The 26,017-nt window shown below is 73.6% G+C and carries 20 protein-coding genes and 1 tRNA gene; 12 read left to right on the top strand and 9 right to left on the bottom strand.

Annotated elements, in window-relative coordinates; all coding sequences use genetic code 11:
* The first annotated feature begins 42 nt into the window (after positions 1–42).
* Entirely contained in the window at positions 43–624 is a 582-nt protein-coding gene (locus tag BJ999_RS10140) for a carbonic anhydrase (protein ID WP_179833061.1), read from the top strand.
* Positions 625–653: 29 nt separating this feature from the next.
* On the opposite strand, the gene BJ999_RS10145 is transcribed toward BJ999_RS10140, so the two are convergent.
* A complete protein-coding gene (locus BJ999_RS10145; RefSeq protein ID WP_179833062.1) occupies positions 654–1,865 on the bottom strand; it encodes a cytochrome P450 in 1,212 nt (403 codons plus the stop codon).
* Positions 1,866–1,923: 58 nt separating this feature from the next.
* On the opposite strand from BJ999_RS10145, the gene BJ999_RS42915 reads away from it, so the two are divergent.
* Both BJ999_RS42915 and BJ999_RS10155 read left to right on the top strand, forming a co-directional pair.
* Complete coding sequence (locus tag BJ999_RS42915; protein ID WP_179833063.1) at positions 1,924–2,613, top strand: TetR family transcriptional regulator; 690 nt, start codon at positions 1,924–1,926, stop codon at positions 2,611–2,613.
* Positions 2,591–2,664: transfer RNA gene (locus tag BJ999_RS10155), tRNA-Met, on the top strand. Before BJ999_RS42915 ends, BJ999_RS10155 begins: the two co-directional genes overlap by 23 nt.
* A 396-nt stretch (positions 2,665–3,060) precedes the next feature.
* On the opposite strand, the gene BJ999_RS10160 is transcribed toward BJ999_RS10155, so the two are convergent.
* The gene (locus BJ999_RS10160) at positions 3,061–6,249 is read right to left on the bottom strand and encodes an AfsR/SARP family transcriptional regulator (RefSeq protein ID WP_179833064.1); all 3,189 of its coding nucleotides are present in this window, start codon (positions 6,247–6,249) and stop codon (positions 3,061–3,063) included.
* Positions 6,250–6,389: 140 nt separating this feature from the next.
* Between BJ999_RS10160 and BJ999_RS10165 the strand changes: the two genes are divergently transcribed.
* The 6 genes from BJ999_RS10165 to BJ999_RS10190 all read left to right on the top strand — a co-directional run bounded on the left by BJ999_RS10165 (position 6,390) and on the right by BJ999_RS10190 (position 15,367).
* The gene (locus BJ999_RS10165) at positions 6,390–7,823 is read left to right on the top strand and encodes an MFS transporter (protein WP_179833065.1); all 1,434 of its coding nucleotides are present in this window, start codon (positions 6,390–6,392) and stop codon (positions 7,821–7,823) included.
* Positions 7,824–7,876: 53 nt separating this feature from the next.
* On the top strand, positions 7,877–8,245 hold the full coding sequence (locus BJ999_RS10170) for a DUF3054 domain-containing protein (RefSeq protein ID WP_179833066.1): 369 nt from the start codon (positions 7,877–7,879) through the stop codon (positions 8,243–8,245).
* A gap of 134 nt (positions 8,246–8,379) precedes the next feature.
* The gene (locus BJ999_RS10175; protein WP_179833067.1) at positions 8,380–10,029 is read left to right on the top strand and encodes an AMP-binding protein; all 1,650 of its coding nucleotides are present in this window, start codon (positions 8,380–8,382) and stop codon (positions 10,027–10,029) included.
* A 53-nt stretch (positions 10,030–10,082) separates the two neighbouring features.
* The gene (locus BJ999_RS10180; RefSeq protein WP_179833068.1) at positions 10,083–13,103 is read left to right on the top strand and encodes an AMP-binding protein; all 3,021 of its coding nucleotides are present in this window, start codon (positions 10,083–10,085) and stop codon (positions 13,101–13,103) included.
* Between the two features lie 99 nt (positions 13,104–13,202).
* Complete coding sequence (locus BJ999_RS10185; protein ID WP_179833069.1) at positions 13,203–14,561, top strand: cytochrome P450; 1,359 nt, start codon at positions 13,203–13,205, stop codon at positions 14,559–14,561.
* Positions 14,558–15,367 carry an SDR family oxidoreductase gene (locus tag BJ999_RS10190; RefSeq protein ID WP_179833070.1) on the top strand — a complete coding sequence of 270 codons (810 nt, stop codon included), beginning with the start codon at positions 14,558–14,560 and terminating at the stop codon, positions 15,365–15,367. Before BJ999_RS10185 ends, BJ999_RS10190 begins: the two co-directional genes overlap by 4 nt.
* Here BJ999_RS10190 and BJ999_RS10195 read toward each other — a convergent pair.
* Positions 15,364–16,224: an oxygenase MpaB family protein gene (locus BJ999_RS10195; RefSeq protein WP_179833071.1), complete on the bottom strand. Its 861-nt coding sequence runs from the start codon at positions 16,222–16,224 to the stop codon at positions 15,364–15,366. The genes BJ999_RS10190 and BJ999_RS10195 overlap by 4 nt on opposite strands.
* Before the next feature lie 104 nt (positions 16,225–16,328).
* On the opposite strand from BJ999_RS10195, the gene BJ999_RS10200 reads away from it, so the two are divergent.
* Positions 16,329–16,988: a TetR/AcrR family transcriptional regulator gene (locus tag BJ999_RS10200; RefSeq protein ID WP_179833072.1), complete on the top strand. Its 660-nt coding sequence runs from the start codon at positions 16,329–16,331 to the stop codon at positions 16,986–16,988.
* Positions 16,989–17,332: 344 nt separating this feature from the next.
* Entirely contained in the window at positions 17,333–18,817 is a 1,485-nt protein-coding gene (locus tag BJ999_RS10205; RefSeq protein WP_179833073.1) for a carboxylesterase/lipase family protein, read from the top strand.
* Here BJ999_RS10205 and lhgO read toward each other — a convergent pair.
* The 3 genes from lhgO to hisN form a co-directional block, all read right to left on the bottom strand.
* Positions 18,814–20,004: an L-2-hydroxyglutarate oxidase gene (gene lhgO, locus BJ999_RS10210; protein ID WP_179833074.1), complete on the bottom strand. Its 1,191-nt coding sequence runs from the start codon at positions 20,002–20,004 to the stop codon at positions 18,814–18,816. The two genes, BJ999_RS10205 and lhgO, sit on opposite strands and share 4 nt — an antisense overlap.
* Positions 20,005–20,046: 42 nt before the next feature.
* The gene (locus BJ999_RS10215; protein WP_179833075.1) at positions 20,047–20,238 is read right to left on the bottom strand and encodes a hypothetical protein; all 192 of its coding nucleotides are present in this window, start codon (positions 20,236–20,238) and stop codon (positions 20,047–20,049) included.
* A 122-nt stretch (positions 20,239–20,360) separates the two neighbouring features.
* Complete coding sequence (hisN, locus tag BJ999_RS10220; protein WP_179838443.1) at positions 20,361–21,164, bottom strand: histidinol-phosphatase; 804 nt, start codon at positions 21,162–21,164, stop codon at positions 20,361–20,363.
* Between the two features lie 136 nt (positions 21,165–21,300).
* Between hisN and BJ999_RS10225 the strand changes: the two genes are divergently transcribed.
* Positions 21,301–22,149 carry a hypothetical protein gene (locus BJ999_RS10225; protein WP_179833076.1) on the top strand — a complete coding sequence of 283 codons (849 nt, stop codon included), beginning with the start codon at positions 21,301–21,303 and terminating at the stop codon, positions 22,147–22,149.
* Here BJ999_RS10225 and BJ999_RS10230 read toward each other — a convergent pair.
* Genes BJ999_RS10230 through aroA form a run of 3 tightly spaced genes read right to left on the bottom strand, consistent with a single transcriptional unit; the run spans position 22,146 to position 26,010 of the window.
* On the bottom strand, positions 22,146–23,660 hold the full coding sequence (locus tag BJ999_RS10230; protein WP_218935016.1) for an FAD-binding oxidoreductase: 1,515 nt from the start codon (positions 23,658–23,660) through the stop codon (positions 22,146–22,148). The genes BJ999_RS10225 and BJ999_RS10230 overlap by 4 nt on opposite strands.
* 56 nt (positions 23,661–23,716) lie before the next feature.
* Positions 23,717–24,721: a ribosome small subunit-dependent GTPase A gene (gene rsgA, locus BJ999_RS10235; RefSeq protein ID WP_179838445.1), complete on the bottom strand. Its 1,005-nt coding sequence runs from the start codon at positions 24,719–24,721 to the stop codon at positions 23,717–23,719.
* Positions 24,722–24,738: 17 nt separating this feature from the next.
* On the bottom strand, positions 24,739–26,010 hold the full coding sequence (aroA, locus tag BJ999_RS10240; protein ID WP_179833077.1) for a 3-phosphoshikimate 1-carboxyvinyltransferase: 1,272 nt from the start codon (positions 26,008–26,010) through the stop codon (positions 24,739–24,741).
* Positions 26,011–26,017 lie beyond the last annotated feature (7 nt).

A 26,017-nucleotide genomic window follows, 5' to 3' on the forward strand; every position in this document is an offset into this window, starting at 1 on the left:
CCTCATCTGGTTCGTCATCGGAAGCGAAGGATCTGCTCCCCCATGCAACCCCTGATCGACCATGCCCGGCTCGCCCCGCAGCGCCAGAGCGGTCGGCGGATCGGCGGCGCGCCGGCACCGGCGCCGCGGGCGATGTTCATCGCCTGCTCCGACGCCCGTCTCGTGCCGACCGAGCTGACCGGTGCCCGGCCGGGAGAACTGTTCGAACTGCGCACCGCCGGCAACGTCATCCCGCCGCACCGGATCGGACGGCTCACCGCCGAGGCCGCGACGGTGGAGTACGCCGTCAACGTGCTGCGCATCACCGACATGATCCTGTGCGGCCACAGCCAGTGCGGCGCCGTCCAGGCGCGGACCCGCTCACAGGCCCCGCGGACGGCGCCGACGATGTGGCTGTGGCTGCTGCAGACCCACCACTGGCGCCGCCTGCACACCCCCGGCGCGGACCCCGGCGCGGATCCCGGGCACCAGCATCTGCTCGCCCAGGCGGACAAGCTGCGGCGCTACCCGGCGGTGACCAGGAGCCTGCGCGCCAGACGCCTGCGCATGCACCTCTGGTACTACGACGTCAACACCGCGGCGGTCTCGGCCCATCAGGAGAACGGAGTCTTCGCCCCCCTCTGACGGCCCGGTCGAGGCCGTCCTCGTGGGACCTACGGCCGTCCCCTGACGCCCGTGGCCGGGAGCGAAGCCCAGCCGCGGGTGAAGGGGGACCGGATGCGCTCGGCGTTCTCCAGGTCCACCCCGATGTGGGGGTGGGCCCGGAGAAGCTCCTCCAGCGCGACGCGGGCCTGGAGCTTCGCCAGATGCGACCCGATGCAGAAGTGCACGCCGCTGGAGAAGCCCAGGTGGCGCGGGATCTCACGGGTGACGTCCAGTTCGTTCGCGGACGGGCCGAACTCGCGCTCGTCCCGGTTCGCCGAACCGAACAGCATCATCACCTTCTCGCCCTCCGGGATCCGCGTCCCGTGCAGGGTGACCGGGCGCGTGGTCGTCCGGGCCAGCGCCTGGACGGAGCTCTCCAGGCGCAGGAACTCCACCAGCGCGTTCGGGATCAGTGCCGGGTCGGCCGCCAGCCGCTCCCGCTGCGCGTGGTCGCCGTCCAGCAGCGCCACGCCGTGCGAGATCAGGTTCCCGGTCGTGTCGTTGCCGCCCGCCACCATGACGAAGCAGAACCCGAGGATGTCCCAGTCGGTGAGGCGCTCCCCGTCCACCTCCGCGGCCGTCAGCGCGCTGACCAGGTCGTCGGACGGGTCGGCCCGGCGCGCGGCGATCACGTCGCCGAAGTAGCCGAACATCTCCGCCACCGCGTTCACCGCCCCGTCCCGCAGCGAGCGCAGGCCGAACCCCTCGTCCTGCAAGGTCGTGAGGGCGGACACCCACGGATCGAACCTCGCGCGGTCGGCCTCCGGGACCCCGAGCAGATGCGCCAGCGCGAACGTCGGCAGCGGCGAGGAGAAGTCCCGGTGCAGGTCGGGCGTCTCCCCGTCGGCGGCCCTGCGTTCCATCACCGCGATCCGGGAACGGACGAACCCGCGCAGGAGGGCTTCGAGCGCGGCCGTCCGGCGCGGCGTGAACCCGTGGCTGATCAGGCGCCGCAGCGCCGTGTGCCGCGGCGGATCCAGCATCACGATCGTCGGGGCCAGGCCCAGCGTGCCGATCTCGTCCGGGTGGAACGTCAGGCCCTGCGCCGACGAGAACGCCTCCGCGTCCCGCGTCGCGGCCCAGACGTCCTCGAACCGCGACAGCGCCCAGAACGGAGGCTCCCCGTGGCGGTGCACCGGCTCCTCGTCCCGGAGCCGCCCGTACGCCGGATAGGGATCGGCCTGGAACCCGGGATCGAAGGGGTCGTAGACGTCCGCCATGGCCGGCCTCCGGTTCTAACAGGCGCCGTTATTAACGCCCCCTGTTAGTATCACCGGCGTGCCGAAGGACGCAAGAGCCACCCGCGACGCCCTCATCCACGCCGGCGCCCACCTCTTCGCCGCCCACGGCATCGACGCCACCCGCACCCGCGACATCGTCGCCCTCGCCGGCCAGGCCAACGACTCCGCCGTCACCTACCACTTCGGCTCCCGCGACGGACTCCTCGGCGCCATCCTCCGCGCCGGCGTCACCCGCATGGAACCCGCCCGCGCCGCCACCCTCCCCGCCCTCCACCCCGGCGACCCCCACGCCATCGTCGACGCCATCGTCCGCCCCACCGCCGACGAACTCCGCACCCCCCACGGCCGCGACTTCCTCCGCATCACCGCCCAACTCGCCGGACGCGCCGGAGTCCGCGACCACCGCCCCCCGCCCGTCCTCCACGACACCGCCCTCCAGCAGCAGCTCCACCTCCTCGAAACCGCCTGCCGCGCCACCCTCCCCGAACCCCTCGCCCTCGAACGCGTCTCCCTCTTCATCGCCTTCCTCACCGCGGCCCTGGCCGACCGCGCCACCCGCACCCACCCGCCCGGAACACCCCCGCCCGCCCCCGATCACGACACCTTCACCACCGACCTCACCGCCATGCTCACCGCCGCCCTCCAAGCCCCCGCCCCAACCCGTTTGCCTAACCCACCCCCACCCCATACAGTTAAGACATCGCCGCGGGGTGGAGCAGTTCGGTAGCTCGCTGGGCTCATAACCCAGAGGTCGCAGGTTCAAATCCTGCCCCCGCTACTGGTCCTAGGGCCCTCCTGGTCGCCGCTTTGCGGCTTCCCCAGGGGGGCCCTTCGCATTTCGCCCGGGGGACGATCCCCCGGAGCCCCCTGTGCCTCCGCCATCCCCCACCCGCCCGCCCCTGGGGCTGTGTTTCAAAGTCCCGGCCCACTCCGCTCGCCTGGCGGCTCGCTACGTGACCGAGCCTGGGCGAACGCGGCATCGCTTCGCGATCTACCCGGTTCCACTCGCCTCCGGCATCGCTCCACCGGGCAGCCCACGCGTTCGCGCGCATGCCTGAGGCCACTTCGAAACAGGCCCTCGGCCCCCTCCTTGGAGTTGCGCTCCGAGATCCGGCTTCCGGGGCGCGGGCTGCGATCTACTGGCTGCGGTCGCTCTGGGGCGGGCTCACATCTCTCAGGTGGGCAGGTCGTGGAGGCCGGTGGTGCGGCCTTGCTGGAGTTCGGCGGTCAGGGGCTTCTCGCCCAAGGCGTTTCGCAGTGTCGCCATCGTGCGGGCCACGTCGGTGCCGGCCGCCTGCGGTAGTGGGGCGCCCGTCTCCTCCCGGACGGCGGTGGCCGCGCCCAGCAGGCGTGCGGCCCGGTGGTGCTCACCCGTCAACGCGTGGGCGGCGGCCAGTCCCTCCATCGCCAGCGCCGCCGCCCTCGGGTCGCCGGTGCGGCGTGAGACGGACAGAGCCTCCAGGTGCGCCTCGCGGGCGGTCGCGGCGTCGCCGCGCTGCTCGGCGACGAAGCCCAGTTCGGACAAGGTGAGCGCCACCCCGGGGTCGAACCCGACCCGCCGCTGCCAGTCGAGCGCGTCCCGCAGAAGCTTCTCGGCCACGTCCAGCCGCCCCTGCCGCCGTGCCCCCATGGCCAAGCCCATCTCGGCGAACACCTCTCCGGGCCGGTTGCTCTGCTCGGTCGCGAGCCGCTTGGCCTTCTCGTGGTGCGCCTCTGCTCCGGCCAGGTCGCCGGTCATCATCGCGATCCTGCCCAGGCCGGACGACAGGTACGAGACCTGCGTCCAGATTCCGAGGTCCTCGGCCAATCCCAGCCCCTCGCGGAGCAGCTCGGCGGCACCCTCGTAGTCGCCCCGGATCTCGGCGAGCCTGCCGAGCAGGTCAGCGGCCCGCAACCGCCCCCAGCGGTCCCCGAGCGCGTCGAACAGCGCCGCGCCCTGCTCGGTGTGGCGGCCGCAGGCGGCGAGATCTCCGCGGATCAAGGCGTAGTGGGCCAGGGTGGTCAGCGCGGCGCCCGTGCCCCAGCGGTCCCCCGCTTCGCGGAAGGCGGCGAGGGCCCGCCGCGCCAGCCGTTCGCCGGTGGCCAGCTCCGCGCCGCCGAGCAGGATCTCCGCCAGAAACCATTCCGCCTGAGCCCGGCCGCACGGGTCGTCCAGGCGCTCGTACGGTTCCAGAGCCGCCTGGACCTGCTGCGTCCGGTCGATGCCGTGCCGGCCGAGCATCTCCATGCCCGTCCGCCAGACTCCGGCCGCGGCCCTCGCGGAGGTCGGCGCCGGGCCGTCGTGCGCGAGCGACAGGTCGAGGAGACGGCGCCCCTCGCCGAGCCGTCCGCGCAGGAACCAGTACCAGGCCATCGCGTTGACCAGGCGCAGCGCGAGATCTGGGCGGTCGTGCCGCACGGTGCTTTCGACGGCGGAGCGCAGGTTGGCGTGTTCCAGATCGAGGCGTTGCAGCCACTGCCGCTGGTCAGGGCCGCGGAGCCGCTCCGCCGCCCGTTCGGCGAACGCGACGTAGTACCCGTCGCGCCGGGTTCGGACGTGCTCGGACTCGCCGGAATCCCGCAGGCGCTCGGCGCAGTAGGCGGCGACGGACTCCAGCAGCCGGTAACGGTGCCCGCGAGCGTCGCCGGTCACCACGACCATGGAACGGTCGACCAGGCGGGACATCAGGTCCGCGACGTCCTCGACCGCCACCCCGCTCCCGGCGCAGACCGCCTCGGCCGCCTCCAGCGAACAGCCGTCGACATGCACTGACAACCGCTGCAGGACGGCGCGCTCGGGCCCGGTCAGCAGGTCCCAGCTCCAGTCGATCGCCGCGCGCAGCGTCCGCTGCCGCCTCGGAACGCCCCGCCGCCCGGCCGACAGCAGCCGGAACCGGTCGTGCAGCCGGGCCGCCAGCTCGTCCGCACCGAGCGCGCGGACCCGGGTGGCCGCCAGTTCCAGCGCCAGCGGGATGCCGTCGAGACGGCGGCAGATCGCCGCGACGGCGCGGGCGTTGCCGGCGGTGAGGGCGAAGCCGGGCGAGGCGGCGGCGGCGCGCGCGACGAACAGCCGGACGGCGCTGAAATCCCGCAGGGACGCCGGGCCGGTCTCCTCCGACGCGTCCGGCGGCTCCAGCGGCGGCACCGTCCACACCGCTTCACCGCCCACCCCGAGCGGCTCCCGGCTGGTCGTCAGGATCCGCACCTGCGGCGCCGCCGCCAGCAGCCGGTGCGCCAGCTCGGCCGCGGGCTCGATCAGGTGCTCGCAGTTGTCCAGTACCAGCAGCAGCCGCCTGCCGCGCAGCGCGCGGGCCACCCGGTCGGCGGCCGGAACGGCTCCTCCATGAGGGTCCCGGACGGCGTCGTCGCGGACGCCGAGCGTGGCGGCGACCGCGTCCGCCAGCGCGTCCGCCCGGTCGTGACCACCGAGTTCGACCGACCACACGCCGTCGGGAAACGCGTCGAGGAGCCCTGCGGCGATCTCCAGGGCCAGCCGGGTCTTGCCGACTCCTCCCGGCCCGGTGAGCGTCACGAGACGGTACGGCTCCAGCAGCGCCCGCACTTCGGAGACCGCCTCATCGCGGCCGATCAGCTCGCCGGGCGGCGCGGGCAGGTTGGTCCGGGGGCCTCCGGGTGCCAGGGCCGGGTCCCGGGTGAGGATCGCCTGCCGGAGGGCCGCCAACTCGGGGCTCGGATCCAGACCCAGTTCCTCGCGCAGGCGGTCGCGCAGCTCGCCGAAGCTGTCCAGGGCCTCGCTCTGCCTTCCGGCACGGTACAGGGCGCGCATGTGGGCGGCGCGCAGCCGCTCCCTGAGGGGCTCGCGGGCCACCAGGTCGCTCAGCTCACCCACCAGCGCAGTGTGCTCGCCGAGGGCGAGCCGGGCCTCGAAGAGATCCTCCACGGCCGTCAGCCGCTGCTCCTCGAGGCGAGTGATCGTGGCCTGCGCGAACGGCTCGTCGGCGAAGGAGGCATGGGCCGGGCCCCGCCACAGGGCCAACGCGTCGGTGAGCAGCGCGGCCCTGGCACGGGGATCGGCGGTCCCCCGCGCCCGTGCCAGGAACGCGGTGAACCGGCCCGCGTCCACCTTCTCGGGATCGACCCGCAGCGAGTATCCCGGGGCCTGGAACACCACCAGTTCCCTGCCGCCCGGCTCGGCGTCCTCCAAGGCCCGGCGCAGCTGGGACACCTTGACCTGGAGCGCCCCCGCCGGGTCCGCGGGACGCGCCGGCCCCCACAGATCGTCGATCAGCCGCTCCGCCGACACCGGCCGCCCCTCCTGGACGAGCAGGTCGGCCAGCAGTGTCCGGACCTTCAACCCCCGGATCGCGACCTGGGTGCCGTCGGCCGTCCAGACCGTCAGCGGTCCGAGCACCCCGAAACGCATGTCCCCACGATAACGCGGTGATCGGCGCCTACCGCGGTGGGCTGCGGGCGGTAGGCGGACGAGAAGCGGGCGGTAAGCGCGCCGCCGCATAGTCGGAGACGGCGACAAGACGCCTGTGAGCCTCCTACCGAAGAGAGACCATGATGCGTTTCGCGCCCAAGCCGGGGTTGAGCCTGGCCCTGCTGGCGTTCTCCAGCCTCATCACCTCACTCGACTTCACCATCGTCTACGTGGCGCTACCCGAACTCGTCCGCGACGTCGGCTTCTCCGAGGGCTCGGCCCAATGGGTGATCAGCGCCTACGCCGTGTTCTTCGGTGGCTTCCTGCTGCTCGGCGGCCGCTCGGGCGACCTACTGGGACGCCGCCGCATGTTCGTCCTGGGCATGGTCGCGTTCGGCGGCGCGTCCCTGCTCGGCGGCCTCGCCACCTCCCCGGGCGCACTGGTCGCCGCCCGCGCGATCCAGGGGGTGGGCGCCGCGATCGTGTTCCCCGCCACCCTGGCGCAGGTCAACACCATGTTCGGGGAGGGACGCCGGCGGCTCAGGGCGCTGGGCGTGTGGGCCATGGCCGGCGCCGGAGGACTCAGCGCCGGAGCGCTGCTCGGCGGCCTGCTGACCCACGCGTTCGGCTGGGAGGCGGTGTTCCTCGTGAACGTGCCGCTGGTGGTCGCCGCGGCCGCCGCCGCGTTCTGGCTGCTGCCGGCGGACGGGCCCGTCGACCGCGGCCACGGGTACGACCTGCCCGGCGTGGTGACCGGCACGGCGGGCGCCACCCTTCTGGTGTACTCGATCGCCGAGGTCCCCGACGCGGGCTGGACCTCACCGAGGGTCGTCGTCGGGGCCGCGCTCGCGCTCGGCCTGCTGGCCGCCTTCCTCGCCGTCGAGGCGCGCAGCCGCAGCCCGCTGATGCCGCTGCGCCTGCTGCGCGACCGCGATCTGGCCCCCGCCCTCGCGATCATCTTCGTGTTCGGGGCGACCATGCAGAACGTCGTGTACTTCCTCACGCTGTACTTCCAGGACGTGCTGGGCTACACGGCTCTGCGGGCAGGGCTGGCCTTCCTCGGCCTGTCCGTGGTGATCGCTCTGGGAAACTTCGTCGCGGGGCGACTGATGCTGCGCATCGGCATCCGCGGCACGCTCCTCGCCGCGCTCCTGCTCGGAGCCGGAGGCAGCGCCCTCCTGGCGGCCGGGATGGTGGCCGACGGCTCCTATCTCACCGTCCTCGCCGGGATCGTCGTGTACGGGATGGGCATGGGCACGATCTATCCCACCCAGTTCGCCGCCGCCGCCACCGGCGTGGACGCGCGAGAGCAGGGCATCGCCGGCGGCATGGCCAACACCGCCATGCAGATCGGGGTGGGCGTCGGCCTGGCCGTGCTCGTCGGCGTCGCGGCGTCCGGCACCGGCAGCGCCGGCGGCCTGCGCGCCGCCGTCACGGTGTCGGCCGGCCTGACACTGCTGGGCGGTATCGCCGCCCTCGCCCTTCCCGGCCGGTCCGGGGGTGCGCCCGGCGCGGGCGCCGCCGGAGGCGAGCCGGCGGAAGCAGGCCGGTCGAGGTCCGTCGCGCGATCATGACGCGGCTGTCGCCCGGCTGCGGCGGGCCGGGTGCCGGCGCATAGCCTTGAGGGGTGCGGAAGGTCTTGGGTGGGGTCGTCGACGTTCTCTGCGTGCTCGTGTTCGTTGCCATCGGGCGGGCTTCGCATGAGGAGGCGGCCAGTTTGGGTGGATTCTTGTCCACTGCCTGGCCGTTTCTTGCGGGGCTCGGCGTGGGGTGGGGTCTTCTCCGGGCCTGGCGGCGGCCCGAGGAGTTCTCGCCCGTCGGGGTCGGTGTCTGGGTCTCGACCGTGGCCGTGGGGATGGTCCTGCGGGTCTTGGCCGGGCAGGGCACCGCCCTCGCGTTCGTGATCGTGGCTTCCGTGTTCCTCGGTGCCGCGCTGCTCGGGTGGCGGCTCCTGGTCCGGGTGGTGGGAGCCCGGAAGGTGTCCGCCTCCGGTTGAGGCGCTTGTGGGGCTCCTCCAAATGACCGGGCGGTCTCTTTGGCTGATCGAGCCAGTTGACGGGGTCGCGCCGCCCTGGTGAAGTTACCCGCGAGTTATGTACGGGCGCGAGCCTTTCCTGTGAAGGGGACACGATGCCATCTGCGCTGCGCGACTGGCTGGACAAGCCGAACACCGGACGCGGTGTCCACCTGGCGGCCGACGACGGCGGCTGGGAGTTCCGCGACTACGGTGAGCTGGCGTCGGCCGCGCGGCGCACCGCGGGAGCGCTGGTCGAGGAGGGCGTCCGGCCGGGCGACGTCGTGTGCCTGATCCTGCCCACGGACTTCACCTGCGTCGAGACGTACTACGCGGTCTGGGCCGCGGGGGCCACGGTGTGCCTGATCACTCCGCCGCTGTTCCAGGACGGCGACGACTACGTCGCGCACGTGGCGGCGATCCTGCGGCAGGCGTCGCCGGCGCTGGTCGTCGCCTCCGACGGGCTGGCCGACCTCGCGCGGCGGGCCATGGCCGACGCCGGGCTGGACGGGGAGCCCTGGCGTCCCCGGCAGGCCGGCGAGGAGGTCGAGGTCCAGCCCGCGGGTGAGCTCGCCCTGCTGCAGTTCACGTCCGGGTCCAGCGGGTCGCCCCGGGGCGTCATGGTCACCTGGGAGAACCTGGAGGCCAACAGCGAGCTGATCGCGCGGATGGCCGGGTACGAGGACGGGGACGTGGTGGCCTCCTGGCTGCCGCTCTACCACGACATGGGGCTCATCGGCTGCTTCCTCACGCCCATCGCGCGGCAGGGGACGCTGAAGCTGATGCGGCCCGACCACTTCATCCGCGACCCGGCACGGTGGCTGCGGTGCTTCGCGGAGGCGGCGCACACGGCGGCGCCCCCGTTCGCCTACGCCTACTGCGCGCGGCGGGTCAAGCCCGAGCAGCTGGAGGGCCTCGACCTGTCGGGCTGGAAGATGGCGCTGATCGGCGCCGAGCCCATCGACCCGCACGCGCTGGAGGTGTTCGCACAGCTCGTGGAGCCGTTCGGGTTCTCCCGGACGATGTTCAAGCCCGCCTACGGGATGGCCGAGACGACCCTGCTCGTCACCATGGACGACGCCCCGCGCAACCCCCTGGCGATCCGGCCCGACCCGGAGGCGCTGGCGTTCGGGCGGCCCGTCCGGATCCTGGAGCAGCACCGGCTCGGGGCCGAGTCCCTCGGCGCCAAGGCCGGCTGGGTCGTCGGGTGCGGGACGCCCGAGGACGACGTGCCCGTCACCATCGTCGACGACGAGGGGCGCGAGCTGGAGAGCGGGCTCCTCGGCGAGATCGTCGTGGGGGGACCGTCGGCGTGCCCGGGGTACTTCGCGGGGGCCGAGGCCAAGTCGACCCGGTTCATGGACGGGAAGGTCTACACCGGAGACGCCGGGTTCTTCCACGAGGGGCAGCTGTTCGTCCTCGGGCGGATGGGCGACAGCATCAAGGTGCGCGGGCGCTCGGTCTACGTCGAGGACCTCGAATCCAAGATCGCCGAGGTGAGCGGGCTCGGGAAGGGCCGCATCGTCGTGGTCGGCGTCCCCGGCGCCGGGCGCAAGGGGCTCGCGCTGTTCGCCGAGACGCAGGACGAGGCCTGGATCGGCGGGGTGCGCGAGATGCTGCGGCGGCGCCTCGGGGACGACGTGGAGCTGACGATCGTCGTCGGTGCCGGGCTGATCCAGCGCACCTCCAGCGGCAAGCCCCGCCGCAGGTACATGTGGGAAAGGCTGCAGGGCGGCCACCTGGAGGGCGCGCGGATCATCAGCTGATTGCTAAAGCCGGTGATAACAGGACAACATGGCGTTGACGCTGTGAGAGGGCCATGATGCCGGCTGTTGCCAAGACGCTCCTGAAGGTGGGCTCCCGCCTGGGTGCCACCGCCCAGAACGCCCTGGAGGTCGCCCGTTTCGGGGGGTTCGACACCGACGAGGACGCCTCGCCCTGCGACGTGGTGACCGAGCAGCGCGTCTACCGGCTGCGGCACTACTTCCCCGGCGCGGGCGGCGGGCCGGTCGTGCTGCTCGTCCCGCCGCTGATGATCACCGCGGAGGTGTACGACATCTCCTCGCGGGTCAGCGCGGTGCGGGTGCTGCGCGACCTCGGCGTCGACCCGTGGGTGGTGGACTTCGGGGCGCCCGAGCGCGAGCCCGGCGGGCTGGAGCGGACGGTCAGCGACCACGTGCTGGCCGTCAGCGACGCGGTGGACCGGATCCGGGAGGCCACCGGACGGGACGTCCACCTCGCCGGGTACTCGCAGGGCGGCATGTTCGTCTACCAGGCCGCCGCGTACCGGCGCAGCGAGGGCATCGCGTCCGTGGTGACGTTCGGGAGCCCGGCCGACACCAGCGTCGGGCTGCCGTTCGGGCTGCCGAGCTGGCTGGCGTCCGAAGGGGTCGAGCGCATACCCGACGCCCTGCTCGGCGGGTTCGCGGTGCCGGGATGGGTCACGCGGCTCGGGTTCCAGCTGCTCAGCCCCGTGAAGTCGGTGCGCTCGCGGGTCGACTTCATCCTCCAGCTGCACGACCGGGAGCGGCTCGCGCCCCGGGAGCGCCAGCGCCGGTTCCTGGAGCGGGAGGGCTGGGTGTCGTGGCCTGGGCCCGCGCTGGCGGAGTTCATCCGCCAGTTCATCCAGCACAACCGCATGCTGACCGGCGGGTTCGTCATCGGCGACCGGCTCGTCACGCTCGCCGACATCACCTGCCCCGTGCTGACGTTCCTCGGGGAGGTGGACGAGATCGCGGCGCCGCCGATGGTGCGCGGGATCCGGCGGGCCGCGCCGCGCGCCGAGGTGTACGAGGCGTCCCTGCGCGCCGGGCACTTCGGGCTCGTCGTCGGCAGCCTCGCCATCGCGCGGACGTGGCCGGCCGTCGCCGCGTGGGCGCGCTGGCGGGACGGCGAGGAGGAGCTGCCCGAGATCGTCGTGCCGGTCACCGGGGACGAGGAGGCCGCGTCCGCCGGGCTGCCGGGCGGCCCCGCCGGATACGGGCTCCAGCTCGCCGTGGGCGTCGGGGCGAGCGCCGCCCGGTCGGCGTACCGGACCGCGACGCGGGCCGTGCACGGGACCCGCCAGCTCGGCGGGGAGGCCGCGCAGAACCTGCCGCGCCTGGCCCGGCTGGAGCGCATCCAGTCCGACACCCGGATGTCCATGGGGCTGCTGCTGGACGAGCAGGCCCGCCGCATGCCGGACGAGGTCTTCTTCCTGTACCAGGGGCGCGGGCACACCCACGACGCCGCCAGGCGCCGCATCGACGCCGTGGTCCGCGGCCTGATCCACATCGGGGTGCGGCGCGGCGACGCGGTCGGGGTGCTGATGGGCACCCGGCCGACCGCGCTCGCGCTCGTCGCCGCGCTCAACCGGCTCGGCGCCGTCGCGGTGCTGCTGCGGTCCGACGGCGACCTGGCCGCCGAGGCCCGGCTCGGCCAGGTCACGCGGATCATCGCCGATCCCGGTCACGCCGCGGCCGCCGCGAAGCTGGAGGGCGTGCCCGGCTTCCTGCTGGGCGGCGCGGGACGCGGCGAGCGCGGTCCGCTGATCGACATGGAGGCCATCGACCCGGACCGGGTCGAACTGCCCGGCTGGTACCGGCCCAACCCGGGCCGCGCCGGCGACCTGGCGTTCGTGGTCTTCCGCGGCGAGGGGGACCAGCTGCGCGCCAGCCGCATCACCAACCGGCGGTGGGCCCTGTCGGCGTTCGGGACGGCGTCCTCGGCCTCCCTGTCCTCGTCCGACACGGTCTACAGCCTCACTCCGCTCCAGCATCCGTCCGCGCTGCTGATGAGCCTCGGGGGTGCCGTGGCGGGTGGCGCGCGGCTGGCACTCGCCAGCGCCCACACAGATCCCGGGGGGCGCGGGGGGTCGTCACCCCACAAGGGGTTCGACCCGGAGACCTTCTGGGACGAGGCGCGCCGCTATGGCGTGACCGTCGCCTCCTACACCTGGACGCTGCTGGGCGAGCTCGTGAACGCGCCGCCGAACCCGGCCGAGCGGCACCACGCCGTCCGCCTGTTCATCGGGTCGGGCATGCCGCGCAACCTGTGGCGGCGGGTCGAGGAGCGGTTCGCGCCCGCGCGGGTCCTGGAGTTCTACGCCTCCACCGAGGGCGAGTCGGTGCTGGTCAACCTGAGCGGCAAGAAGCCCGGATCGCTCGGGCGGCCGCTGCCGGGCAGCGCCGAGGTGCGCCTGGCCCGCTACGACCTGGAGAGCGGGCGGCTCGCCGAGGGACCGGACGGGTTCGCCGTCGCGTGCGAGCCCGGCGAGATCGGCATGCTGCTCGCCCGGGTGCGGTTGTCGGCGATCGGGTCGGCGGCCCGCCCCGTGCGGGGGGTCTTCCGGCCCGAGGACGCCTGGACGATCACCGGGGACCTGTTCCGGCGGGACGACGGCGGCGACTTCTGGCTCGTCGGGCGGGAGACCGAGCTGATCCGCACGGCCGACGGCATCGTCCCGCCCGGCCCGATCAGGGACGCGCTCGGGGACCTGCCCTACGTCGACGCCGTGGCCGTCTACGGGATCCCGGTGGGCGACACGGAACTGGCGGCGGCCGCCGTGAGCCTGCGGGCCGCCCGGGGAGGCCGCGCGGCGGACGCCGTGAAGCCGGTGGACCTGTCGGAGGCGCTGCTGCGGGTGGAGCCGGGGCTGCGGCCCGCGATCGTGCGGATCGTCGACGAGGTGCCCGTCACGGCGGGACGGCGGCTGCGGACGGCGCCGCTGCGGGACGAGGGCGTCCCGGCGGCGGGCGACGGGCGCGCCTTCTACCGGGACAAGGCGGGCGCGTACCGGCCGCTCACGGACGCGGCGCGGCGACGGCTCCTCAAGGCGCCGCCCGCCCGCGAGGCCCGCTGACGACCAAGTCACCGCCGATAAGTCTGGACTTACGGGCGGCCCTTGCGTTAGAACAAAGCAACAGATTTCGCGCATTTGTTGCACGCGTCCGGAGGGGTCATGACGAGCGTTCTCGCGCCGCCGCCGCAGGGCAGCGACCTGAAACCGGTGCCCGGCGTGCCCGGCGTCCCCTACATCGGCAGCACGCTCGCGGTGATGCGCGACCCGATCGGGACGGCCCGCAAGCGGTACGCCGAGTACGGCCCGGTCGCCTGGGGATGGCTGCTCGGCCAGCGGATGGTCACCGTCCACGGCCCCGAGGCCGCCGAGGTCGTCCTGGTCAACCGGGACAAGGCGTTCGCGAACGGGCCCGCGTGGAGCTACTTCATCGGCCCGTTCTTCAACCGCGGCATCATGCTCCTGGACTTCGAGGAGCACCTGCACCACCGCCGCATCATGCAGCAGGCGTTCACCCGCCCCCGGCTGCGCTCCTACATGGACGCCATGGCGCCCGGCATCGTCAGGGGCGTGGAGTCGTGGGAGCCCGGGCAGGGCTTCAAGGTCTACGACCACATCAAGAAGCTCACGCTCGACCTCGCGGTGGACGTCTTCATGGGCATCGAGCTCGACGACGCCGAGCGCGCGCGGGTCAACGGCGCGTTCATCGACGCCGTCCGGGCGGGGACGGCCTACGTCCGCTTCCCGGTCCCCGGGCTGCGCTGGCACAAGGGCCTCCAGGCCCGCAAGGTGCTGGAGGAGTTCTTCCACCGGCACCTGCCCGCCAAGCGCGAGGGCGATGGGAGCGACCTGTTCTCGGCGCTCTGCCAGGCCGAGACCGACGACGGCGAGCGGTTCACCGACGAGGACGTCGTCAACCACATGATCTTCGCGTTGATGGCGGCGCACGACACCACCACCATCACGCTGACGACGATGGCCTACTACCTGGCCAAGTACCCCGAGTGGCAGGAGCGGCTCCGCGAGCGGTCGCTCGATCTCGGCGCGGAGCGGCCCGGCTTCGACGACCTGGACGCCTTCACCGGCATCGACATGGTGATGAAGGAGTCGATGCGGATGGTCACGCCCGTCCCGGCGCTGCCGCGCAAGGTCGTCAAGGACACCTCCATCCTCGGCTTCCACGTCCCCGCCGGGACGACCGTCGTGGTGCCGATGCTCAGCAACCACCACATGGCCGACTGGTGGACCGATCCCGACGAGTTCGACCCCGGGCGGTTCTCCCCGGAGCGCCGCGAGGACAAGGTCCACAAGTACGCGTGGGCGCCGTTCGGGGGCGGCGCGCACAAGTGCATCGGGCTGCACTTCGCCGGGATGCAGGTCAAGACGATCCTGCACCAGATGCTTCTGCGGTACCGCTGGAGCGTGCCCGCCCGGTACGAGTGGCCCCTGGACACCACGTCCCTTCCCTCGCCCAAGGACGGGCTCCCCGTCCGCCTCGACCGACTGGAGCAGAGAACATGAGCAAGGTCGTCGCCATCACCGGGGCCGCGCGGGGGATCGGCCTCGCCACCGCCCGCGCCCTCAAGGCCAGGGGCGCCACCGTCGTCATCGGCGACATCGACGAGACCGCCGTCAAGGAGGCCGCCGAGTCGCTCGGCGTCACGGGCCTCGTCCTGGACGTCACGTCCCGCGAGTCGTTCACCGCGTTCCTCGACAAGGCCGAGGAGGCCGCCGGGCCCCTCGACGTCGTCGTCAACAACGCGGGGATCATGCCGATCGGGCCGGTCACCGACGAGAGCGACGCCGACGCCCGCCGCTGCATCGACATCAACGTGCACGGCGTGATGCTCGGCACCAAGCTCGCCCTCGACCGGATGCTGCCGCGCGGCCAGGGCCACGTCATCAACATCGCCTCGCTCGCCGGCGTCATGTTCACCCCCGGCCTCGCGCTCTACAACGCCAGCAAGGCCGCCGTCGTCGGGTTCACCGAGGCGACCCGGCTGGAGGTGGCGGACCGGGGCGTGCACGTCAGCGCCGTCCTGCCCACCTTCACCAACACCGACCTGGTCGCCGGGACGCGCAGCCCGAAGGGGCAGAAGAACTGCGAGCCCGAGGACATCGCCGCGGCCGTCGTCGGCCTGGTCGGCAGGCCGCGCCCGCAGGCCGTCGTGCCGAAGAAGCTCGGCACGCAGGTCCGGCTCGGCGCGCTGCTGCCCGAGCGGGTCCGGCTGGCGACCTCCCGCCGCCTCGGCCTGGACAAGATCTTCCTGGAGTACGACCCCGAGGCGCGCAAGGGCTACGACGCGCGCATCCGATCGGGTTCCTAGACCGCTCCGGTCCGCCGCGCCCTGCGGAAGGCGCGGCGGGCCTGCGGCAGGTAGCGGACGGCCTCGGGCAGCAGCGGCCACACCCGGCCCGCCGCGCGGACGGCCGCGGCGAACCGCCGGTGGCGGCGCTCGTCGGCGGCGCTCCACGGCAGGTCGAGCAACTCGCGCATGCGCGGATGCAGGCCGCCGACCGTGATGAACCGGGCGACCGCGTTCAGGGGCGGCGACACCGCCCGCCACACCGGCGCCGGCACCCTCGGCGGCGCGGGCAGCCCCTTGGTGACGTAGCCGACGCCGTACCGGGCGGTTCTGTGCGCGACGATCTCCTCGTCCAGCATCCGCTTCCAGTACGCCTGGAACGCCTCCCAGTCGTCCGGCATGGCCCGCTCGCTGACCCCGTACATCCGGAACCAGGTCTTGGACTCCTCGTAGATCCGGCGCTTGTCGTCCTCGCCGAGCGGCCGGATGAAGGTCTCGACGCCGTACAGCATGTTGTCGAGGAACGTCGCGTGCGCCCAGTAGTAGGTCTCGGGATCGAGCGCGTGGTAGCGGGAGCCGTCCGGCATCGTGCCCTTGATCTCGCGGTGGTAGTCGCGGACCCTGCGGCCCGTCGCGGCGGACCGCTCCCCGCCGTACACCGTGTCCAGGATCGGGCCCGCGGACCGCCTGACCCGCGCGAACGTCTCGGCGAAGAACACCGAGTGGTCCAGGACGCCCTGGCCGAGCGCGGGGAGCATGTTCTGCAGCACGCCCGCCCGGGGGCCGACGAGGAGCATCCGGGTGTCGCCGAAGTACCGCCAGGTCAGCGAGCCGGGCCCGAGAGGGGCCGGGGTCCGCGCGTCGGCCTCGTCCGTCATGTTTGCACCGCCGGGGGTCGGAACAGAACTACAGAACGACGATTATTGTAACTGTGTCGCATCCGGTGCCGTGGTGCCGGGCGCCCGGCGGTTAGGGTGCGGTCATGACCACGGACGCGACCATCACGCAGGGGCTGCGGGACCGGCTGGCGGCGCCGGACGCCGGCGCCGACGATCTCGACACCCGCATCCTGGACGCCGCGCTCGCGGAGTTCGAGACCTACGGCCTGCGCCGGGTCAGCGTCGAGGACGTCGCCAAGCGGGCCGGGGTCGCCCGCACCACCATCTACCGGCGGTTCACCAACAAGGAGCAGCTGCTCCAGGCCGTGATCCTGCGGGAGTGCCGCCGTTTCCTCACCGCGATCGCCGAGGCCACCGAGGACCTCGCCTCCCCGGAGGACGCCGTCGTCGAGGGCTTCGTGGTCGGCCTGTGCAACGCCCGCACCCACCCGCTGATGACGCGCGTCCTGCAGAGCGAGCCCGAGGCGTTCCTGCCCCAGCTCAGCATGAACGGCGGCGCCGTGATGCTCGCGGCCCGCGACATCCTCGCCGACCGGCTGCGCCGCGCCCGCCCCGGCGCCGCCGAGGACCACGACACCGTGGCCGAGGTCCTCCTGCGGCTCGCGGTCTCGCTGCTCCTCATCCCGGGCGGCGGCCTCGCGCTGGACGACGAGCACGCCATCCGAGCCTTCGCCCGCGATTACTTGACGCGTCTATTGCCTTTTTCTCCTCCTTCGGGCCTGGCGGCCCTCCATCGTCGATAAAGGCGGCGATCGCTGGCATCGCTTCGTCTCGCCTTGGCGGCTCGCTGCGCGATCAGATTCTTGCTTCGCTCGAATCTGCCTTTGGACGCGATCGCGGGCATGAGGTTGTCGCGGGGTTGGGGTGGGGCTGAGCGTTTCTCGGATGGGCTGGGTCACGTTCGCTCCGACTCGCTGTGTTGACTGCCTTTTTCTCCTTCGGGCCTGGCGGCCCTCCATCGTCGATAAAGGCGGGCGATCGCTGGCATGAGGTCGTTGCGGGGTTGGGTGGGGCTGGGCGTTTTCCGGTTGGGGCGTGTCCCGTACGCTCTGGTTGTCGAATTTCGTTCTAGAAGCGGAGGTGCGGCATGGCGGCGGTCGTACAGACGTCCCATGGGAAGGTCCGGGGCACGGCGCGGGACGGCGTCACCGCCTTCCTCGGCATCCCCTACGCCGCGCCGCCGTTCGGGGCGAACCGCTTCCGGGCGCCGCGCCCGCCCGAGCCATGGGACGGTGTCCGCGACGCCGTCGAGTACGGGCCGACCGCGCCCAAGCCCGGGTACCCCCGGGTGTTCGCCGCGCTCCTGCCGGACCCCGCGATCCCGGGCGACGACTGCCTCAACCTGAACGTGTGGACGCCCCGCCTCCCGGAAGGCGCCGGACGGGACGAGGCGGGCCTTCCGGTGATGGTGTGGATCCACGGGGGCGCGTTCAGGAACGGATCGGGCGCCGTCCCCGTGTACAGCGGCCACACCTTCGCCCGCGACGGCGTCGTCTGCGTGACGCTCAACTACCGGCTCGGTGTCGAGGGCTTCGCGCACCTGCCCGGCGCCCCGCCGAATCGCGGACTGCTCGACCAGATCGCCGCGCTGGAGTGGGTCCGCGACAACATCGCCGCGTTCGGCGGCGACCCCGCCCGGGTCACCGTGTTCGGCGAGTCGGCGGGCGCGATGAGCGTCACCACCCTGCTCTCCCTCGACCTCGGCCTCTTCCACCGCGCCGTCGCGCAGAGCGGCGCGGGCGGCATCGCCCAGGATCCGGCCGACGCCTTGCTCGTCACCAAGGAGATGGCCGCCCGCCTCGGCGTCGAGCCCACCGCCGGAGCGTTCGCCGCGCTCGACCCGGCCGCGATCGTCCCGGTCCAGAACGCCGTCGCCGCCGAGGTCGCGGCGCTGCCCGACCCCGGCCGCTGGGGCGCCACCACGGCCGCGGGCGGCATGGCGCTGACCCCGGTGCTGGACGGCGATCTGATCGGGCGGCGCCCCGAGGACGCCATCGCCGCCGGGGCCGGGCGGGACGTGGACCTGCTCATCGGCTACACCACCGAGGAGTTCCGGCTCTTCCTGATGCCGACCGGGATCGCCGCCGGCCTCGACGACGAGCTGGTCGGCGCCGTCGCCGCGGGCATGGGCGTCCCGCCCGGGCTGCCCGCCGCCTACCGCGCCCACCACCCGGACATGGCGTCCGGCGAGCTGCTCGCGGCGATCATCACCGACAGCCTGTTCCGCATCCCCGCCCACCGCGCCGCCGCCGGGCACGCCGACTCCGGCGGGCGCACCTGGATGTACGAGTTCGCGTGGCGGTCGCCGAACCACGATCTCGGCGCCTGCCACGCCTTGGAGCTCGGCTTCGTGTTCGACAACCTCACCGCCGAGGAGGAGGGCCTCACCGGACCGAACCCGCCGCAGGCGCTCGCCGACCGGATGCACCGCGCCTGGACCCGCTTCGCCGTCACCGGCGACCCCGGCTGGGACCGGTTCGACCCGTCGAGCCGCGCGGTCATGGTCTTCGACGCCCCCGGCGACGAGGTCGTCCACGACCCCCACGGCCGCGACCGCGAGCTCTGGGACTAGAGCAGTCCGTCCACCACGTGTTCGGCGATGGCCAGTGAGGACGTCGCGGCGGGGGAGGGGGCGTTGCGGACGGTGGTGATCGGACCGAGGCGCCCGATGCGGAAGTCGTCCACCAGCGTGCCGTCGGGGTCCACCGCCTGCGCGCGGACGCCCGCGGGCGCCGGGACGACGTCGGCGGCCGTCAGTTCGGGGACGAAGCGGCGCGCCTCGGCGACGAACGCCCGCTTGACCGCGGACCCGTACAGCTCCCGCGCGCCCGTCCGCCAGTGCCGCCGCGCCAGGCGGCGGAAGCCGGGCCAGCGGACCGCCTCCCAGAGGTCCGCCGGACGGACGTCGCGCCGCCGGTAGCCCTCCCTGGCGAGGGCCAGGACGGCGTTCGGGCCGATGTCCACGCCGCCGTCCACGCGCCGGGTGAAGTGCACGCCGAGGAACGGGTAGCGCGGGTCGGGCACGGGATAGATGAGGCCGCGCACGAGATCCGTCCGGGACGGGACGAGCCGGTGGTACTCGCCGCGGAACGGGATGATCGCCGGGGCCGGAGCGTCGCCCGCCAGCCGCGCCACCCGGTCGGACTGGAGGCCCGCGCAGACCACGAGCCGGTCGAAGGTCAGCTCCTCGTGCGGGGAGGCGACCGTGACGCGGTCGCCCGCCCGGCCGATCCGCACGACCTCGAAGCCGAGCCTGACCTCGCCGCCGCCGTCCGCCACGTCCTCCGCGAACGCGCGGGCCACCGCCGGGAAGTCGACGATCGCCGTGGTGGGGGAGTGCAGGGCCGCCACGCCCGCCGCGTGCGGCTCGATCTCGGTCAGCTCACCGCCGGTCAGCCGCCTCAGCCTGGGGACGCCGTTGGCGGTCGCGCGGCGCTCGATCTCCTCCAGCGCGGCCGTCTCCGCCGCGTCGCGCGCGACGACGAGCTTGCCGCACTCCTCGTACGGCAGGTTTCGGTCAGCGCAGAATTCGTTGAGCAGGACGATGCCGCGCCTGCACAGGGTCGCCTTCAGCGACCCCGGCGCGTAGTAGAGGCCCGCGTGGGCGACACCGCTGTTGCGACCCGACTGGTGGGCCGCGACACGGGCCTCCTTGTCCAGGACCGTCACCTCCAGCCCCGGACGCTCCAGCGTCAGCCTGCGCGCGATCGCCAGCCCGACGATGCCCGCGCCGACGACGCCGACCCGTGTCTCCGCCACACCCGCACCCTAGTGGGAGCCGGTTCCACCGCTTCCGCGGCCTCAGCTCCCGAGGCGCTTGCGCCCCTGCGACCGCACCCGCTTGCGCTGGGACGGGTCGAGCATCATGTACCCCACGAGCGGCGCGCCGAGGACGCCGAGGATGATCAGCGCGCTCAGCCACCAGGGGAAGACGAACAGGGTCAGGAAGCCGACGACGACGCCGCCGATCACAAGCTTGGTCTGGGTCGACATCTCGCACCTCCGTTGACGGACCGCCCACTTGTAGAACGGCCGTCGGGCGACCGCTGTTCCACGATATGTCGCGAGTCCGCCCGAGCGCCATGGCAGATGCGCCCCGGTCGGGTGCGCTTCGGTCAGATGCGCAGGGAGAGCTGGCCGCCGCCGAGGGTGCGCAGGACCTCCGCGTGCAGCCTGCCGTTCGTGCACACGACGCTGCCGCCGTCCGGCCCGGGCACGCCCGACAGGTCGGTGAACATGCCGCCGGCCTCCTCCACGATGACCTGGAGGGCGGCGAGGTCCCACAGGGACACCTCGGGCTCGGTGGAGATGTCGATCGCGCCCTCGGCGACCATCATGTGCGACCAGAAGTCGCCGAACGCCCGCGTCCGCCACACCGAGCGGGTCAGTTCGAGGAACCGGGGCAGCCGGTCCTGCTCCTCCCAGCCGCTCAGGCTGGAGAACGACAGGGACGCGTCCGACAGCTCGCCCACCGACGAGACGTTCATACGGGTGGCGCGGGTGAGGCTGCGGCCCGTCCAGGAGCCGCCGCCGCGCGCCGCCCACCAGCGGCGGTTCAGCGCGGGCGCCGACACCACCCCGACGACGATCTCGTCGTTCTCCATCAGCGCGATCAGCGTGGCCCACACCGGGACGCCGCGCACGAAGTTCTTGGTCGCGTCGATCGGGTCGATGATCCAGCAGCGGTTGCCGTATCCGGTCCTGCCGTACTCCTCGCCGAGCACCGCGTCGCGCGGGCGGGCCCGCTTGAGCGTGCCGCGGATCTGCTCCTCCACGCTGCGGTCGGCGTCGCTGACCGGCGTCAGGTCCGGCTTGGTCTCGACGTCGAGGTCGAGGGCGCGGAAGCGCTTGGTCGTGATGTCGTCGGCCCCGTCCGCCAGCACATGCGCGAGACGCAGGTCATCGGAATAGCCCGCCACGGCGAGCCACGCTACCCTGATCACCGCCTGTCCCGACACACGTACCCGGGCCGTTCCGGCTTTTCGGTCGGCCGGGCCCACCCCCGGCGCGGCGCGGTGTCCCGCCTCCGGGCGCGGGGGGTGGCAGCATGGGGCCATGGCGCACGATCTCCCCGAGTGGGTGGCCGAGCTGACCGATCCACGCCGGGCAGAGACGCTCGACGAGCTCGCCGACCGCCTCGTCCCCCTGGCCGAGCACGCCATCGACGTCTCCCGTCGATTGCAGGCGCAGCTCAACGAGCTCAACGAGCCCTTCAAACGCGAGGCGCTGTACGGGCGGGTGGAGCGCCTCAAGGCCCGCGTCGGCGAGGCCATGGAGGAGATCACCGCGGAGATCGCCAAGTCCGGGGAGGAGCGCATCGAGCGGGTCTGGGCCGACTGGACGGACCGCGCGGGCCCCGCCGGGGACGGCGCCGAGGGGCGGGAGATGCGGCGCCGGCTCGACCGCGACGTCGTCCCGGCGCTGTCCCGGCAGCAGGAGGACGTCGCCGAGCGCGTCGCCGAGCGCACCTCCAAGGCCCTGGAGGAGGCGACGCAGCTGCTGCTCACCCGGGTGGAGGAGCTGGCCAAGGCGGTCACCGACCTGATCCACGACGTGCTTCCGCTGGCCCGCGAGGGCCTGACGCTCGCCAGCCGGATCTCGGCCCTGTCCGGCCACGCCCGCAAGGCGGGCCGGGGGCCGGTCCCGGTCGAGCTGAAGGACGCCGGGGCCGAGACGTCCCGGGCGTTCGACGAGGCCGTCGCGCGGCTGGAGCTGGAGTGGTCGGCGCTCGGTGCCCGTGCCGCGACCGTCCGGGCGGCGCTGCGGGGCGCCGAGGAGGCCGCGTTCAGCCAGGTCACCGAGGAGATGACCCGCTGCGTGGAGGAACTCGCCCCCCGGCATGTGCAGGCGCTGAACGAGGCCGAGGCCAAGGCGCGCAGCCTGTTCGAGGAGTCGCGCGGCTAGACGGCCTGCGGGAAGCGGAACAGCCGTCCGGGGTCGTGGGCCGCCTTCACCTTCCTGAGCCGGTCCAGGTTGGGGCCGTAGTAGGCGTGCGCCCAGTCCTTCAGGTCGGCGTCGGTGTAGTTCACGTAGGCGGCGCCGCCCAGATGGGGCTCCATCGCGGCGTGCGTCGCCGACAGCCAGGCGTCGTCGGGCGCGAGGTACTGGACACAGAACAGCCCCTTGCGGTGCGGGAAGGCGGTGTCGCCCGGCCCCACGCGCGCGATCGCGCCGCCCATCGCGTCCATGAGCACCGACCGGTTCCGGACGTCGTTGCCCCTGTCGAACCGGTCGAGCAGAGCGCTGATCGCGTCGTCGGGCAGCGGCCTGTAGGCGATGTGCGACTTCCCCGAGTACTCGGTGCGGGGGAAGGCGCCGCCGGGACGCAGCCCGGGCAGGGCGCCCTGCCCGTGGCACTGCTCGATCGACTGACCGGCGCAGCCGCCCATGAAGGTCATCGCGTCCATGTAGGGACGGCTCCGGGCGGTGGTCGAGGCGGGATCCGTACCGATCGCGGCCGTCAGGCGTTCCCTGTGGCCGTCCGCGCCGGCGAGCGCGAGGCCCGTCACCTCGATGCCGGGGGCGCCCTCGTCCGGGCCGGTGTCGAGGTGCAGGCTCGTCCAGACCTCGCCGGGGGCCTCCGGGGCCCAGCGCTGCCAGCCGCGCACCACGTCGGCCGCCTTCCGCCAGGGCCAGCGCATGCTGAACGGTGTCACGTCCCCGACGTCGTGCGTCCGGAACGTGAACGACACCGCCACCCCGAAGTTGCCGCCGCCCCCGCCCCGGCACGCCCAGAACAGGTCCGGGTTCTGCTGCGCGTCGCAGGTCAGGAGCCGTCCGTCCGCCGTGACGACCTGGACCGCCTCCAGGGCGTCGCACGACAGCCCGTACGCGCGGGACGTCACGCCCAGCCCGCCGCCCAGGGTCAGCCCCGCCACGCCGACCGTGGGGCAGCTCCCGGACGGGACGCTCACACCGTCGCCGGCGAGCTTGTCGTAGAGGTCGATCAGCCGGGTCCCGGCCCCGACGGCCGCGCGGTCGCCGTCGCGCCTCACGGCGTCCATGGGGGAGACGTCGATCACGAGGCCGGTGCCCGTCGACCAGCCCGCGTAGCTGTGCCCGCCGCACCGCACCGCCACCGGTATCCGCTTCACCGTGGCGAACGCCACGCATTCCGCGACGTCCTGCGGGGTCTCGCAATAGGCGACGCCCGCCGGGCGGACACGGTCGTAGCGCGGGATGTAGAGGCGCCTCGCCGCCCCGTAGGACGCGTCGGACGGGCGGACCAGCTTCCCGTCGAGGCCGCGTTCCAGGGCGTTCCAGTCGGCGGGCCCGGTCGGCTTCGGCGGCGGGGGCCGGCGCTTCCGCGGGGGCCGGCGCTTCCGCGGGGGCGGCCGCTCCTCGGAGCACCCGGCGACGCCGAGCCCGCCGAGTCCGCCGAGGGCCGCCGCCTTGAGCATCGCTCGCCGCTCCATGCGGCCATTGTCGCGCTTGATCACCCTTTGGCGGGCGGAATCCGCGGTGGCGCGGGCTATTCGGGCTCGCCCTCGCGGGCGGCGAGGAGGCGGCGCAGGGAGTCCAGGCGCGCCCGGCTGGCGTGGCCCTCCTCGACCCAGGCGTCCAGGCCGCAGTCGTCCTGAAGGTGGTCGCAGCGGGGCGGGCAGCGTTCGGCGGCGCCCTCGGCGAGGTCGTCGAACGCGCCGAGCACGTTCGCCGGGACGACGTGCGCGAGGCCGAAGCTGCGCACGCCCGGGGTGTCGATGATCCAGCCGTCGCCGCCGGGCAGCTCCAGCGCGAGCGCCGAGGAGGAGGTGTGCCGGCCCCGGCCGGTGACGGCGTTGACGTGGCTCACCGCGCGTTCGGCGTCCGGGACGAGGGCGTTCACCAGCGTCGACTTGCCGACGCCGGAGTGGCCGACGAGCACGCTGGTGCGGCCTGCGAGGTGGCCGCGCAGCTCGTCGAGGTCGCTGCCGCGCTCGGTCACGACGTAGGGGACGCCGAGCGGCGCGTACTCGGCGACCAGGGTGTCGGGGGAGGCGAGGTCGGCCTTGGTGAGGCAGAGCAGGGGGGCCATGCCGGCGTCGTAGGCGGCGACGAGCTGCCGGTCGATCATGCGGGGGCGCGGCTCGGGGTCGGCCAGCGCCGTCACGATCACGAGGTTGTCGGCGTTCGCGACGATGATCCGCTCGAACGGGTCGGTGTCGTCGGCGGTGCGGCGCAGCGCGGAGGTGCGCGGCTCGACCCGGACGATCCGGGCGAGGGTGTCCTGGGCGCCGGTCACGTCCCCGACGAGCGCGACGCGGTCACCCACGACGACGCCCTTGCGGCCGAGTTCGCGGGCCCGCATCGCGGTGACGGCGCGCTCGTCGGCGGTGCCTGGGTCGGCCAGGCACCGGTACCTGCCGCGGTCCACCGCGGTCACGAGCCCGGGCGAGGCGTCATCGTGCGCTGGACGGCGGCGGGTGCGCGGCCGCGACCCGCGGCGCCCGGGCCGCACCCGGACGTCGTCCTCGTCGTAGTCGTGTTTTCGTGCCAGTGGTCCGGTCCCTGCTGTCAGGCGGGCGCCAGCATCGACGCCCACTGCCGGGTGAAGTTCGGAAGAGTCTTGCCGACGGTGCCCGGATTCTCCACTTCGATGCCGGGAACGGCCAATCCGAGCAGCGCCGCCGCCATCACCATCCGGTGATCGTCGTAGGTGTGGAAGACGCCGCCGCGCAGCGGGCGCGGGCGGATCTCCAGCCCGTCGGGCAGCTCCCGGGCGTCGCCGCCCAGCCCGTTGATCTCGGCGACCAGCGCGGCGAGCCGGTCGGTCTCGTGGCCGCGCAGGTGCGCGATGCCCGTCAGCCGGGACGGCGAGCCGGCCAGCGCGGCGAGGGCCGCGAGCACCGGCGTCAGCTCCCCGACCTCGTGCAGGTCGGCGTCCAGTCCGCCGAAGCCGTCCCCGCCGCGCACGGTCAGGCCGTCCGGCCCGGGGGTCACCTCGGCGCCCATCGCGGCGAGCAGCCCGCGCAGGGCGTCGCCGGGCTGGGTCGTCTCGGCAGGCCAGTCCGGGACGGTGACGCGGCCGCCGGTGACCAGCGCCGCGCCGAGGAACTGCGCCGCGTTCGACAGGTCCGGCTCGATCACCACCTCGCCGCCGCGCAGGGGGCCGGGCGCCACGCGCCAGACGTTGTGCCGCGTCTCGACCTCGGCGCCCGCCGCGCGCAGCATCTGGACGGTCATCGCCAGGTGCGGCGCCGAGGGCACCGGCGGCCCCTCGTGCCGCACCTCCACGCCCTTGTCGAACCGCGGGGCCGCCAGCAGCAGCCCCGACACCAGCTGGGACGACGCCGACGCGTCGATCGTCACCCCGCCCCCGGCCACCGAGCCCGAGCCCCGGACGGTGAACGGGAGCGCGTCGCGGCCTCCGTCGTCGATGCCGGCGCCGAGGGCCCGCAGTGCCGCGATGATGGGGCCCATCGGCCGCTCGCGGGCGCGCGGGTCGCCGTCGACGGACACCTCGCCGGACGCCAGGGCGGCGACCGGTGGCAGGAACCGCATCACCGTCCCGGCGAGCCCGACGTCGACGCGGGCCGGGCCCTCCAGGCGCCGCGGCAGCACCTGCCAGTCGGTGGAGTCCTCTCCGATGCCCACTCCGAGCGCGCGGAGGGCGTCGGCCATCAGCTCGGTGTCGCGGCTGTGCAGCGGCCGCGTGATGCAGGTGGGCGCCTCCGCGAGCGCGGCCAGGATCAGCGCCCGGTTGGTCATCGACTTCGAGCCGGGCAGCGGCACGGTGGCGTCCACCGGGGCATGGGCGACCGGGGCGGACCAGTGCGGAGAGGACATGCCCCAA

It is taken from the genome of Actinomadura citrea (assembly GCF_013409045.1).
Lineage (GTDB): Bacteria > Actinomycetota > Actinomycetes > Streptosporangiales > Streptosporangiaceae > Spirillospora > Spirillospora citrea.

Excerpts from the sequence above, each read along its gene's own strand:
- BJ999_RS10145 (WP_179833062.1), bottom strand. The coding sequence starts at position 1,865 with ATGGCGGACGTCTACGACCCCTTCGATCCCGGGTTCCAGGCCGATCCC.
- BJ999_RS10190 (WP_179833070.1), top strand. The coding sequence starts at position 14,558 with ATGAGCAAGGTCGTCGCCATCACCGGGGCCGCGCGGGGGATCGGCCTC.
- BJ999_RS10230 (WP_218935016.1), bottom strand. The coding sequence starts at position 23,660 with ATGGAGCGGCGAGCGATGCTCAAGGCGGCGGCCCTCGGCGGACTCGGC.
- BJ999_RS10175 (WP_179833067.1), top strand. The coding sequence starts at position 8,380 with ATGCCATCTGCGCTGCGCGACTGGCTGGACAAGCCGAACACCGGACGC.
- BJ999_RS10215 (WP_179833075.1), bottom strand. The coding sequence starts at position 20,238 with ATGTCGACCCAGACCAAGCTTGTGATCGGCGGCGTCGTCGTCGGCTTC.
- BJ999_RS10140 (WP_179833061.1), top strand. The coding sequence starts at position 43 with ATGCAACCCCTGATCGACCATGCCCGGCTCGCCCCGCAGCGCCAGAGC.
- BJ999_RS10225 (WP_179833076.1), top strand. The coding sequence starts at position 21,301 with ATGGCGCACGATCTCCCCGAGTGGGTGGCCGAGCTGACCGATCCACGC.
- BJ999_RS10160 (WP_179833064.1), bottom strand. The coding sequence starts at position 6,249 with ATGCGTTTCGGGGTGCTCGGACCGCTGACGGTCTGGACGGCCGACGGC.
- BJ999_RS10195 (WP_179833071.1), bottom strand. The coding sequence starts at position 16,224 with ATGACGGACGAGGCCGACGCGCGGACCCCGGCCCCTCTCGGGCCCGGC.
- aroA (WP_179833077.1), bottom strand. The coding sequence starts at position 26,010 with ATGTCCTCTCCGCACTGGTCCGCCCCGGTCGCCCATGCCCCGGTGGAC.
- BJ999_RS10185 (WP_179833069.1), top strand. The coding sequence starts at position 13,203 with ATGACGAGCGTTCTCGCGCCGCCGCCGCAGGGCAGCGACCTGAAACCG.
- BJ999_RS10165 (WP_179833065.1), top strand. The coding sequence starts at position 6,390 with ATGATGCGTTTCGCGCCCAAGCCGGGGTTGAGCCTGGCCCTGCTGGCG.
- BJ999_RS10205 (WP_179833073.1), top strand. The coding sequence starts at position 17,333 with ATGGCGGCGGTCGTACAGACGTCCCATGGGAAGGTCCGGGGCACGGCG.
- BJ999_RS10180 (WP_179833068.1), top strand. The coding sequence starts at position 10,083 with ATGATGCCGGCTGTTGCCAAGACGCTCCTGAAGGTGGGCTCCCGCCTG.
- BJ999_RS10200 (WP_179833072.1), top strand. The coding sequence starts at position 16,329 with ATGACCACGGACGCGACCATCACGCAGGGGCTGCGGGACCGGCTGGCG.